This window comes from Streptomyces europaeiscabiei (assembly GCF_001550375.1).
Lineage (GTDB): Bacteria > Actinomycetota > Actinomycetes > Streptomycetales > Streptomycetaceae > Streptomyces > Streptomyces europaeiscabiei.
In genome coordinates, this window is sequence record NZ_LRTR01000104.1 from 1 (window position 1) to 11983 (window position 11983).

Genomic DNA, 11983 nt, shown 5'->3' on the forward strand with positions numbered 1-11983 from the left:
AGGCGTACGAGGCGCTGCGCGCCCGCTCGGACGCGCACCTCGCCGCGACGGGCTCCCGGCCCCGCCTCTACCTGGCCGCCCTCGGCCCCGCCGCCGCCCACACCGCCCGGACGACCTTCGCCGCCAACCTCTTCCAGGCGGGCGGCATCGAGCCCGTCACCGACGGCACGTTCGAGGAGAGCGGCGCCACCGTGGTGTGCGTGTGCTCCAGCGACGCCCTGTACGAGGAGCGGGCCGCGACCGTGGCGGCGGAGCTGAAGGCCGCCGGCGCCGCGCACGTGTTCCTCGCCGGCCGCCCCGGGCAGTACACCGATGTCGACGCGTACGTCTTCGCGGGCTGCGACGCCGTGGCCGTGCTGTCCGCGACCCTCGACCGCATGGGAGTGTCCTGATGACCGTCCCCTCCGTCCCCGACTTCTCCGGGATCGAGCTGGGTTCCCCGGCCGTCGACGGCGGCGCCGACGACTGGCGTACGGCGGTGAAGAACGCGGCGGGTGGTGACGACCTGCTGTGGGAGACCCCGGAGGGCATCCCGGTCAAGCCGCTGTACACCGGGCAGGACCTGGAGGGCCTGGACTTCCTGGGCACCTACCCGGGCATGGCGCCGTATCTGCGCGGCCCGTACCCGACGATGTACGTCAACCAGCCCTGGACGATCCGGCAGTACGCGGGCTTCTCCACGGCGGAGGAGTCGAACGCCTTCTACCGGCGCAACCTGGCGGCCGGTCAGAAGGGCCTGTCCGTCGCCTTCGACCTGCCCACCCATCGGGGCTACGACAGCGACCACCCGCGCGTGACGGGCGACGTCGGCATGGCGGGCGTGGCGATCGACTCGATCCTCGACATGCGACAGCTCTTCGACGGCATCCCGCTGGACCGGATGACCGTGTCGATGACGATGAACGGCGCCGTGCTGCCCGTGCTCGCGCTCTACATCGTGGCGGCCGAGGAGCAGGGTGTACCGGCGGAGAAACTGGCGGGGACCATCCAGAACGACATCCTCAAGGAGTTCATGGTCCGCAACACCTACATCTACCCGCCGAAGCCGTCGATGCGGATCATCTCCGACATCTTCGCCTACACCTCGCAGCGGATGCCCCGCTACAACTCCATCTCCATCTCCGGCTACCACATCCAGGAGGCGGGCGCGACGGCCGACCTGGAGCTGGCGTACACGCTCGCGGACGGCGTCGAGTACATCCGCGCGGGCCGTGAGGCGGGGCTGGACGTGGACGCGTTCGCGCCCCGGCTGTCGTTCTTCTGGGCGATCGGCATGAACTTCTTCATGGAGGTCGCCAAGCTGCGCGCGGCCCGCCTGCTGTGGGCGAAGCTGGTGCGGCAGTTCGACCCGCAGAACTCCAAGTCCCTCTCCCTGCGCACCCATTCGCAGACCTCGGGCTGGTCGCTGACCGCGCAGGACGTCTTCAACAACGTCACCCGCACCTGCGTGGAGGCCATGGCGGCGACGCAGGGCCACACCCAGTCGCTGCACACCAACGCCCTCGACGAGGCCCTCGCCCTGCCCACCGACTTCTCGGCGCGTATCGCCCGCAACACCCAGCTCCTCATCCAGCAGGAGTCCGGCACGACCCGGGTCATCGACCCCTGGGGCGGCAGCGCCTACGTCGAGAAGCTGACGTACGACCTCGCCCGCCGTGCCTGGCAGCACATCCAGGAGGTCGAGGCGGCCGGCGGCATGGCCAAGGCCATCGACGCGGGCATCCCCAAGCTGCGCATCGAGGAGGCCGCGGCCCGTACCCAGGCCCGGATCGACTCCGGCCGGCAGCCGGTCATCGGCGTCAACAAGTACCGCGTGGAGACCGACGAGCAGATCGACGTCCTCAAGGTCGACAACTCCTCGGTCCGCACCCAGCAGATCGAGAAGCTGCGCCGACTGCGCGCGGACCGCGACGAACAGGCGTGCCAGGCCTCGCTGGACGCGCTCACCCGGGCCGCCGGGGGCGAGGGCAACCTGTTGGAGCTGGCGGTGAACGCGGCCCGCGCCAAGGCCACGGTCGGTGAGATCTCCGACGCCCTGGAGAAGGTGTACGGCCGCCACGCGAGCCAGATCCGTACGATCTCCGGCGTGTACCGCAACGAAGCAGGCGAGTCCCCGAACGTGGAACGCACCCGGAGCCTGGTGGACTCCTTCGCCGAGGCCGAGGGCCGCCGCCCGCGCATCCTGGTCGCCAAGATGGGCCAGGACGGCCACGACCGCGGCCAGAAGGTGATCGCGACCGCCTTCGCCGACCTCGGCTTCGACGTGGACGTCGGCCCGCTGTTCCAGACCCCCGCCGAGGTGGCCCGACAGGCCGTCGAGGCGGACGTGCACATCGTCGGGGTGTCGTCACTGGCCGCCGGTCACCTCACCCTCGTGCCGGCGCTCAAGGAGCAGCTGGCCGAGGAGGGGCGCGAGGACATCATGATCGTGGTCGGCGGGGTGATCCCGCCGCAGGACGTGCCCACCCTGCTGGAGATGGGCGCCGCGGCCGTGTTCCCGCCCGGGACGGTGATCCCGGACGCGGCGCATGACCTGGTGAAGAGGCTGTCGGACGACCTCGGGCACGACCTGTGATCGATGTCGACGCCTACGCCAAGGGTGTACTCGACGGGAAGCGGGCGGTCGTCGCCCGTGCCATCACCCTCGTCGAGTCCACCCGGCCCCAACACCGCGCCCTGGCACAGGAGTTGCTGACCACTCTGCTGCCGCACAGCGGCCGGGCGCGGCGCATCGGGGTCAGCGGGGTGCCGGGTGTCGGCAAGTCGACGTTCATCGACGCGTTCGGCACGATGCTGACCTCGCTCGGGCACCGCGTGGCGGTCCTGGCGGTGGACCCGTCGTCGAGCCGCACGGGCGGCTCGATCCTCGGCGACAAGACCCGGATGGAGCGCCTGGCCGTCGATCCGGCGGCCTTCGTACGGCCCTCCCCCACGGCCGGCACGCTCGGCGGGGTCGCCAAGGCCACCCGCGAGTCGATCGTGGTGATGGAGGCGGCCGGCTACGACGTGGTGCTGGTGGAGACCGTCGGTGTCGGCCAGTCCGAGACGGCCGTGGCCGACATGGTCGACTCCTTCCTCCTCCTCACCCTCGCCCGCACCGGCGACCAGCTCCAGGGCATCAAGAAGGGCGTCCTGGAACTGGCCGACGTGCTCGCCGTCAACAAGGCGGACGGCCCGCACGAGCGCGACGCCCGCACGGCGGCCCGTGAGCTGGCGGGCGCCCTGCGACTGATGCACGGCAGGGACGCGGCCTGGACACCGCCGGTGCTGAGCTGCAGCGCCCGCGAGTCGACCGGACTGGACGCCGTCTGGGAGCGCCTGGAGCAGCACCGCACCCTCCTCGACTCCACCGGCCGCCTCGCCGCCAAGCGCCGTGACCAGCAGGTCGACTGGACCTGGTCGATGGTCCGGGACGAACTCCTCGACCGGCTGCGCACCCACCCCGGCGTCCGGTCCCTCGCGCCCGGCCTCGAACAACAGGTCAGGGACGGCGAGCTGACGGCCACGCTGGCCGCGGAGCGCATCCTGGAGGCCTTCGGGGACTCCGTGCGGGCGGAGTAGGCAGGCCGCCCCGGCGGTGGCGGCAACCCGTTGGAATCTGTCGGTAGTGCCCCTGGGCGGCGGTGGGGCGCGTGCCTGGGGACGGGCGCCCCTACCGCGGCGGGGGCGGTCCGGGCGGCTGGGAGTTCGCGTTCGAGGCGCTGGTCACCCAGGTCGCCTGCCGGGGTCCGGACGCGTGGACCTTCATCGGCGTCGGCCCGCCGGGGCACACCGCGTGGGACGTCGTGCACCACATCAAGGGCAGTCCGCCGGTCCCGTTCCTCCACGACTCGTCCCTGGGCCGTGTCCGCTCCCGACCCGCCTGTCGCCGTGTGGTGACCGGCCGGGGGCCGGTCCCCGCGCGGTCTGCTCCGGTTCACCCGGCTGAGCGCCCCAAGTGGTGGCGGAGTGTGATCCGGCTGACGGTGGATCACGTCGGAGCCGGGTCAAGTCAGCTGACGAAGCACCAGCTGCCCGGCTGCGGCGGAAGGACCATCAGATGCGTTCTGCTCGCATGCTTCTCGCTACCGCGGCGGCCACCGCAGTCCTGGCCATCACCGCACCCGGCGCCTACGCCGACGGTGACAAGTGGGACCACGAGGACCATGGCTACAGCAAGGAGCACGACAAGGACAGCAGCCACGACGGACCGCGCGGCGGGATTCACACGGGTGGCGGTGCGCTGACCTCGCTGAACAACGAGGGGGAGTGGAACTCCGAGCGGGCCGCCAAGCCCGGGGCGGGTGGCTACGACAAGGAGGACGAGTCCACGAAGGCCGACCAGGACAAGGAGTCCTGGAAGGGCGACAACGGCAACGAGTCGTGGAAGGGCGAGCAGGACAAGGGCTCCTGGAAGGACGAGCAGGAGGGGTCCTGGAAGGGCGACCACGACCGGCCCCGCGGCGGTGTGCACACCGGTGGCGGTGCCCTCGCCTCGCCGACCGTGACCGCGGGCGGGATGGCCGTCCTCGCGGTGGCCGGTACGGGCCTGTACGCCCTGCGTCGCAGGAAGAGCGCCGGAAGCGTGGTCTGAGCCCATGCCGGGCGCGATACCTGGCGCGATAGCAGAGGCCGCGCCGCCACACCGTGTGTCGTGTGGCGGCCCGGCCTGCGTTCCGGCGCCCCCCGCCCGCCCTCCGCCTGTCCGTCCGTTCAGCTGCCGTACCTGGTGAGGTGGTGTCCGATGGCAGCCCGCCCTTCTCCTCCCGGCACCGATCCGGTGCCCAGTCGGCCCGGCACCCGCGTCAATCTGACCGCGCTGTGCGCCGTGGCCCTGATGATCCTGGCGGTGAGCCTGTTCGGCCGCGAGGACTCCTCGTCCGACGTCTCCCGCACGCCGAACGCCCGGCACGCCCCGCAGGCCGCCCCCGTCCCCGACTCCCCCTTCGAGGACGCCTCCGCCGCCGAACCGCCGGTGGAGCGGCGCCAGCCGGATCCCCGGCACCGGCCGGTCCGCCTGCTCATTCCGAAGCTCCGGGTGAGCGCCCCGTTCGTTCCGCTCTCCGTCGGCCGCTCGGGGCAGCTGGAGGCCCCGCCCGCCGACGACGTGAACCTCGTCGGCTGGCACGCCGAGGGTGCCGCCCCCGGGGAGACGGGCACCTCGATCATCGCCGGGCACGTCGACACGGTGACCTCACCGGCCGTCTTCGCGGGGCTCGGCGAACTGGAGAAGGGGGACGTCTTCCAGGTCGTACGCGCCGACCGCAGCAGGGCGCACTTCGTGGTCGACGCCGTGGAGAGGTTCGAGAAGGACGACTTCCCCGACGAACGGGTGTACGCCGACGCGTCCCGGCCCGAGGTCCGGCTGATCACCTGTGCGGGCGACTACGACCGCGAGGTCATGGACTACACGGAGAACCTGGTGGTCTTCGCGCACCGGACGTGAGGACGTACGGACGTGAATGCGCACCGGACGTGAAGGCATCCAGGGCGTGGGAACGCGGGGATCGGACCGGGGCGCGGCGCACGCACCCGCCGTCCGGACCCCGCGTCGGTTCAGGCCGTGGCCTCCGCCGCCGCCTTGCCCGACTGGCGGCCCGAGAAGAGGCAGCCGCCGAGGAAGGTGCCCTCCAGGGAGCGGTAGCCGTGGACCCCGCCGCCGCCGAAGCCGGCGACCTCGCCGGCCGCGTAGAGGCCGGGGACCGGGTCGCCGGAGGCGTTCAGGACGCGGCCGGAGAGGTCGGTCTGGAGACCGCCGAGGGACTTGCGGGTGAGGATGTTCAGGCGCACGGCGATCAGCGGGTGGGCGCTCGTGTCCATGATCTTGTGGGCGGAGGCCGTGCGGCTGATCGAGTCGCCGGGGTACTTGAGGGCGTTGCGGATGCCCATGACCTGGGCGTCCTTGGAGTACTCGTTGTCGATCTCGCGGTCGCGGGCCTCGATCTGCCGCGTCAGGTCGGCGAGGTCGATCAGGTTCTCCCCCGTCAGCTTGTTCATGCCCCGGACCATTTCGGAGAGGGACGAGGCCACGACGAAGTCCACGCCGTTCTTCTTGAACTTCTCGATCGGCTCCGGGGTCTGCCAGATGCGCGAGAGCAGCATCCAGATGTTCTTCTCGGTGAGGTCCGGGTTCTGCTCGGAGCCGGAGAGCGCGAACTCCTTGGCGATGATCTTCTGCGTGGTCACGAACCAGGAGTAGTCGTAGCCGGTGTCGGTGATCGTCTTCAGGGTGTGGAGGGTGTCGTAGCCCGGGATGTCGGGGGCGCTGAAGCGCTTGCCCGTGGCGGAGAACCACATGGAGGACGGGCCGGGCAGGATGCGGATGCCGTGGCCGGGCCAGATCGGGTCGTAGTTGCGCAGGCCCTCGGTGTAGTGCCACATGCGGTCGGGGTTGACGATCCGGGCGCCCGTCTTCTCGGTGATCGCGAGCATGCGGCCGTCCACGTGCGCGGGCACGCCGGTGATCATGGTCTTGGGCGCGGTGCCGAGGCGGGCGGGCCAGTTCGCCCGGACGAGGGCGTGGTTGGCGCCGATGCCGCCGGAGGTGACGACGACCACCGGGGCCTTCAGTTCGAACTCTCCGACGACGGTGCGGGAGCTGGCCTTGCCGCGCGAGACGCTGCTGGGCTCCAGGACCGCGCCGCGTACACCGGTGACGGCGCCGTTGGTCGTCACCAGGCCGTCGACGCGGTGCCGGAACTTGAAGGTGACGTTCCCGGCCGAGACGGCCGCCCGCACCTTCTTCTCGAAGGGCGCGACCACGGCCGGGCCGGTTCCCCAGGTGACGTGGAAGCGGGGCACCGAGTTGCCGTGCCCGTCCGCGAGGCCGCCGCCGCGCTCGGCCCAGCCGACGATGGGGAACCACTGCACGCCGAGGCCGGCGAGCCAGGACCGCTTCTCGCCGGAGGCGAAGTCCACGTACGCCTCGGCCCACTTGTAGGCCCAGTGGTCCTGACCGGAGGGGTCGCTCACGCCCCGGTCGAAGCCGGCCGTGCCCAGCCAGTCCTGCCAGGCCAGTTCCTGGGAGTCCTTGATGCCCATCAGCCGCTGTTCGGCGGAGTCGACGAGGAACAGTCCGCCGAAGGACCAGAAGGCCTGGCCGCCGATGCTCGCTTCCGGTTCCTGGTCGAGCAGCAGCACCTTGCGGCCGGCCGCGGCGAGTTCGGCGGTGGCGACAAGACCGGCGAGGCCGTGGCCGACGACGATCGCGTCCGCGTCGTTCGACGACCCGGCGGCGAAGGCCGGGGCCGCCTGCGCGGCGAGGGCGGCTCCGGCGAGCACACCACCGGTCGTCGTCAGGACCCGGCGGCGGCTGACCCCGTCCGGGGAGGCGGAGTTCTCCATGGAGATGGGCACGGGCGTGGACCTTCCGGGGGGGGGGAGGGACAGGAAGTACGCGCGGGACGGGGGCTGTTCCTGCGACACCAGCGCTGTTACCGTCGGTAGCCTTCAAGGAAACCAGGTCGTCACAACCATGGGGTAGTGGCCGGGGATCAACACATCCACCACTTCGTTGTGGCCCGGCGACAGCACCGGGGACGGAACGTCACGGGTAGGTACGGGACGGGAGAAGCGCGCATGACGGTCGTCCACGAGCGCGAACCGGTCACCGGTGTCCTGCGGGCCATGGCCGCCGACGTGGACGTGTGCGAGGAGCTGGTCCGCGCGGCACGCGGCCGCTCCCCCGAACTGGCCCGGCTCGGCGAGGCGGAGACCCTCTCCCACGTCAACGCCCTGATCGGGGCCGCCGAGGCGTGGCTCACCACGCTCGGCCGGGTCGAGGAACACGACTTCGCGGCCGCGCTGCTGCTCGGTGCCGACCGCGCGGCCCAGGGAATCCCGATGACCGCCGTGCTGCGCGGCGTCCAGGCCGCCCTCACCCGGGTCGTCGAGATCACCGTCGAGCGCAGCCGCTCGGCCGGCGTGTCCGACACCGCGCTGCTCACCGTCGTCCTGCGGCTGAAGGAGTACGGCGACGCCCTGGAGCGGCATGTCGTCAACGGCTACCGTGCCGCCGAGTCGGGGACCCCGCGCGGGGCGGGCGAGGCCCGCGCGCGGCTGCTGCGGCGGCTGCTGACCGAGAGCGACGACACATCCGCGCCCTCCCGGGCGGAACTGGCGCGGGAGGGCGTACGGACGGACGGCCGGTACCACTGTGTGGTGGCGGATCCCGGCGATGCGGCGCACGCCCGCGCACTGGCCGCCCGGCTCTCGGCGCTGCCCGGCGTGTTCGGGGTGGTGGACGACCGTCCGGTGGGTCTGTGTCCGCGGCTGCCGCGGAACGACGAACTGGCGGAGCTGGGCCGGGACGGCGTGACGCTCGTCGTCGCGTCACCGCTCGCCACGCCGCAGCGGCTCAGGCCGCTGTACCGGCTGTGCGTACGGGGGTTGGAGATCGGGAGCCGGCGGGGACTGCGCGGTGTGCGCGAACTGACCGATCTGGCCGGGGAGATCGCGATGGCGGACCACGCCGTACTGGGTGCGGCACTGAGCGCCCGGTTCCTCGGCGGGCTCGACCCGGCGGACGACTTCCACCGCCAACTCGCGCTCACCGCAATGGCGTTCCTCGACAGCGGCCGGCGTCTGGACCGGACCGCGACGGCGCTGTTCACCCACCCCAACACGGTCCGCTACCGCCTCGGCCGACTGCACCACCTCACCGGCACCTCGCTCACCGACGGCTCCCTCGACGGCCCGTCCGGGACGCTGACGACGCTGCACTGGTGGTGGGCGCTGACAACGTGGCTGGCCACAGGGGCAGAAAGCGCTCCCATCCCGTAAAGCGAACAACAAGAGACCAGCTGACCAAGAACCTTCCCTGAAGTGACCAAGAATCATTCAAGGGTCAGCCATGTTTGATCAACGCTCGTCCATGATTCCGCAACTTGAACGTTTGAGCGTTTAGACCGGACGTACGTTCCTGCCCGTGAATCCAGACGCAACGCCCCACAGAGGCGATGACGCCGAGGCGACCGCCACCAGCGCCGACGCCCCGATATCCCACGTAAAGCCTCGCGGCCGACGCTCGCTCCTGCGCGCCGCACTCGCCGGCACCGCCGTCATCGGCGGCGGCCTCGCCGTCGGCGCCTTCCCGGCCGACGCCGAAACCGTCTCCCGCTCCACCCGCGCCACCCCCAAGCCCTCCGCCGCCACCCGCACGCGGCCGAGCACGGCGGACGAGGCACTGACGGAGCTGTCGAAGGGCAACCGCCGCTGGCGGACCTTCAACCAGCGGCACCCCGACGAGGACGCCGCCCTCCGCAAGACCCTGACGACCGCTCAGCACCCCTTCGCCTTCGTCCTCGGCTGCATCGACTCCCGTGTCCCCCCGGAGCTGGTCTTCGACCAGGGCCTCGGCGACCTGATGACCGCGCGCAGCGCCGGCGAGGTGCTGGACCAGTCGGTGCTCGGCAGCGTCAAGTACGGCGTCCTCGAACTGGGCATCCCGCTGGTCGTGGTGCTCGGTCACCAGTCCTGCGGCGCCGTGAAGGCCGCCGTCGCGGTGGACGAGAGCGGTGAGGAGCTGCCGAGCGGCATCCAGTACATCGCCGACGAGATCGCCCCGGCCATCGACCACAGCGTGACCGGCGACGCCCGGATCGCGGCGACGATCGACGCGAACGTCCGGCTGGTCCGGTCCAAGCTCGCGGCCGATTCCGACCTCGCCGCCAAGCTGAAGGCCGGCGCGGTCGCCATCGTCGGCGCCCGCTACGACCTGACGACGCAGCGCGTGCACCTGCTCAAGTAGCAGGCCCCGGCACGGGGAAGGCGGCTCCGGTGAACCACCCACCACCGGGGCCGCCTTCGTGCTGCCGTGGCCGTCGCCGGGTACGGACCGCGCCCGGCCGCCGGCTCAGCCCTCGACGAGGGTGATGTCCTGCTGCCGCACCGCGTGGAACCTGGGCAGCGGCAGACCGCTGCCCGACAGCTCGGTGACGGTGGCCTCCACCCGGGCCGGACCGGGCCGGTAACGGCCCGGCTCCGCCCTGTCCGTGTTGGTCCAGGTGTGGTCGACGCCGTCGCAGACCGCCGACGACCCGCCGACCCCCTTGCGGACCCTGCTGTCGCCCTGCTGGAGCGAGGACGAGACGAAGACGGGGCCGCCGGCGCCGAGACAGCGGTACGTGCCGGACAGGGTGAGGGTGCCGTCCGGGGCGACGTACCCGGTGCGGTCGATGGTCAGCGTCTCGGACGCCTCGTTGGCGGCACCGGCGGGCGGGGCGGCGGAGAACAGCAGCAGCGCGGCACCGGCGGCGGCGCCGAGAACGCGGGGGACCTGCGAGAAGGCCTGGGACAAGGGCATGGGGTACCTCCTTGGACGGGGCTCCAGAGGTACCGGCCCGGCCGGGGCGCGCCGGTGATCATCACCCCTCCGTCGGCGCGTCGGTTCCGCCGTCCTCACTACGGGCGCGCCCCGCGCGCCAGGGGGCTATGTCCGCGTCCTGTCACAGCACGTCCGGGTGCTGTCACGTCTCACGAAAGCGTGTGGCCACGGGTGCCCCGCGCGGGCATGGTCTGTAGTGCGAGGCGGTGACTCGCCGCCGGCACTCACAAAGACGTGGAGGTGCGCCATGTGTGCTCACCAGCCCCTGTGCCCCCCGATCGACAGCACGGACCGCGACGCCGCGCACATCGTCGTCTTCCACCCCGAGCAGGGCTGGAACCTGCTGTGCAACGGGGCGATCGTCTTCGACGACACCGGTGAACTGCTGCCCGACGGCAGCGTGATCGCCCCGCACCGACCGGTCTTCACCCACCTGGCGACCGCCGCCTGAGACGCTCCTCCCCCACGGCTACGACAGGACCGCGAAGCCGTCGAGTTCCACCAGGGCCCGTTCGTCCCAGAGCCGTACGACGCCCACGACCGCCATCGCGGGATAGTCCCGCCCCGCCAGCCTCCGCCAGACACGGCCGAGGCGAGGAGCCTGGACACGATAGTCGGCGACGTCCTTGGCGTAGACGGTGACTCGGGCGAGGTCGGCCGGTGTGCCGCCGGCGGCCTCCAGCGCGGTCAGCAGATTGCCGAGCGCCCGCTCGAACTGCTCCTCCAGCGTCTCCCCCACCACCTCGCCGTCCGCGTCGAGCGCGGTCTGGCCCGCCAGGAACACGACCCGGGTGCCGGTGGCGACCACGGCGTGCGAGAAGCCGGTGGGCGGCGACAACCCGGCCGGGTTCACGCGCTCGGTGCTCATGCCGGCCGCCCCTCTCCCGCGGAGTCCCGCGCCCCCGCCTCCCGCGCGGATGCCTCCCTCGCGTACAACTCCTTGGCGATGACGGCCCGTTGGATCTCGCTCGCCCCTTCGTAGATGCGCGGTGCCCGCACCTCCCGGTAGAGGTGTTCGAGCAGGTGGCCGCGCTGCAGCGCCCGCGCCCCGTGCAGCTGGACGGCCGCGTCGACGACGTACTGCGCGCTCTCCGTGGCCAACAGCTTCGCCATCGCGGCCCGCCGGGGTACGTCCGGGTCGCCGGAGTCGTACGCCCCGGCCGCCGCGTAGACCATCAGCCGGGCCGCCTCCGTGCGCACCGCCATCTCGGCGACCTGGTGGGCCACCGTCTGCAGGTCCCGCAACGTGCCGCCGAACGCGTCCCGTCGGGCGGTGTGCGTGAGCGTGGCGTCGAGCGCGGCCTGCGCCATGCCGACCGCGAAGGCGCCGACGCTCGGGCGGAAGAGGTTGAGGGTGGCCATGGCGACGCGGAAGCCCCGGTCGGGTACGCCGAGGACGTCGTCGGCCGTGACGGGTACGGCGTCGAAGTCGAGGGCGCCGATGGGGTGCGGGGAGAGCATGTCGAGCGGGGTGCCGGTGAGACCGGTCCGGTCGGCCGGGACCAGGAACGCCGTCACGCCACGAGCGCCCGCGCCGGGGGTGGTGCGGGCGAAGACGGTGTAGAGGTCGGCCTCGGGGGCGTTGGAGATCCAGCACTTCTCGCCGGTCAGGCGCCAGCGGCCGGGGCCGTCGGGTTCCGCCCGCAGGGACAGCGCCGCCGCGTCCGAGCCCGCGCCCGG

Annotated in this window: 11 protein-coding genes and 2 pseudogenes; 9 read left to right on the forward strand and 4 right to left on the reverse strand. The window is 72.0% G+C overall.

The window, feature by feature from the left end; translation table 11 throughout:
- The 6 genes and pseudogenes from AWZ10_RS04585 to AWZ10_RS04605 form a co-directional block, all read left to right on the forward strand.
- Window positions 1-392, forward strand: a pseudogene (locus AWZ10_RS04585) (methylmalonyl-CoA mutase); the annotation flags it as partial.
- Window positions 392-2575 (forward strand): methylmalonyl-CoA mutase, encoded by a 2184-nt coding sequence (gene scpA / locus AWZ10_RS04590; RefSeq protein WP_046706968.1) that lies wholly within the window; start codon window positions 392-394, stop codon window positions 2573-2575. The pseudogene AWZ10_RS04585 and the gene scpA, both read left to right, overlap by 1 nt.
- Complete coding sequence (gene meaB / locus AWZ10_RS04595; RefSeq protein WP_046706967.1) at window positions 2572-3561, forward strand: methylmalonyl Co-A mutase-associated GTPase MeaB; 990 nt, start codon at window positions 2572-2574, stop codon at window positions 3559-3561. Before scpA ends, meaB begins: the two co-directional genes overlap by 4 nt.
- A gap of 71 nt (window positions 3562-3632) precedes the next feature.
- Window positions 3633-3782 (forward strand): annotated as a pseudogene (locus AWZ10_RS53470) (DUF6010 family protein); the annotation flags it as partial.
- A gap of 257 nt (window positions 3783-4039) precedes the next feature.
- The gene (locus AWZ10_RS04600; RefSeq protein ID WP_046706966.1) at window positions 4040-4573 is read left to right on the forward strand and encodes a hypothetical protein; all 534 of its coding nucleotides are present in this window, start codon (window positions 4040-4042) and stop codon (window positions 4571-4573) included.
- A 150-nt stretch (window positions 4574-4723) separates the two neighbouring features.
- Window positions 4724-5425 (forward strand): class F sortase, encoded by a 702-nt coding sequence (locus AWZ10_RS04605; protein ID WP_208618447.1) that lies wholly within the window; start codon window positions 4724-4726, stop codon window positions 5423-5425.
- A gap of 110 nt (window positions 5426-5535) precedes the next feature.
- On the opposite strand, the gene AWZ10_RS04610 is transcribed toward AWZ10_RS04605, so the two are convergent.
- Window positions 5536-7323: an FAD-binding dehydrogenase gene (locus AWZ10_RS04610; RefSeq protein WP_060890505.1), complete on the reverse strand. Its 1788-nt coding sequence runs from the start codon at window positions 7321-7323 to the stop codon at window positions 5536-5538.
- 234 nt (window positions 7324-7557) lie between these two features.
- On the opposite strand from AWZ10_RS04610, the gene AWZ10_RS04615 reads away from it, so the two are divergent.
- Window positions 7558-8760, forward strand: coding sequence for a PucR family transcriptional regulator (locus AWZ10_RS04615; protein WP_060890506.1), 1203 nt, complete (start codon window positions 7558-7560; stop codon window positions 8758-8760).
- Between the two features lie 145 nt (window positions 8761-8905).
- On the forward strand, window positions 8906-9727 hold the full coding sequence (locus tag AWZ10_RS04620) for a carbonic anhydrase (RefSeq protein WP_046708776.1): 822 nt from the start codon (window positions 8906-8908) through the stop codon (window positions 9725-9727).
- Window positions 9728-9832: 105 nt separating this feature from the next.
- On the opposite strand, the gene AWZ10_RS04625 is transcribed toward AWZ10_RS04620, so the two are convergent.
- Window positions 9833-10282 carry a DUF6299 family protein gene (locus AWZ10_RS04625; RefSeq protein WP_046708775.1) on the reverse strand — a complete coding sequence of 150 codons (450 nt, stop codon included), beginning with the start codon at window positions 10280-10282 and terminating at the stop codon, window positions 9833-9835.
- A gap of 268 nt (window positions 10283-10550) precedes the next feature.
- Between AWZ10_RS04625 and AWZ10_RS04630 the strand changes: the two genes are divergently transcribed.
- A complete protein-coding gene (locus AWZ10_RS04630) occupies window positions 10551-10754 on the forward strand; it encodes a DUF5999 family protein (protein WP_046708774.1) in 204 nt (67 codons plus the stop codon).
- An 18-nt stretch (window positions 10755-10772) separates the two neighbouring features.
- On the opposite strand, the gene AWZ10_RS04635 is transcribed toward AWZ10_RS04630, so the two are convergent.
- Window positions 10773-11171 (reverse strand): RidA family protein, encoded by a 399-nt coding sequence (locus AWZ10_RS04635; RefSeq protein WP_060890507.1) that lies wholly within the window; start codon window positions 11169-11171, stop codon window positions 10773-10775.
- Window positions 11168-11983, reverse strand: an 816-nt coding sequence (locus tag AWZ10_RS04640; RefSeq protein ID WP_060890508.1) for an acyl-CoA dehydrogenase family protein, incomplete at its 5' end; no start/stop codon positions are given. The genes AWZ10_RS04640 and AWZ10_RS04635, both read right to left, overlap by 4 nt.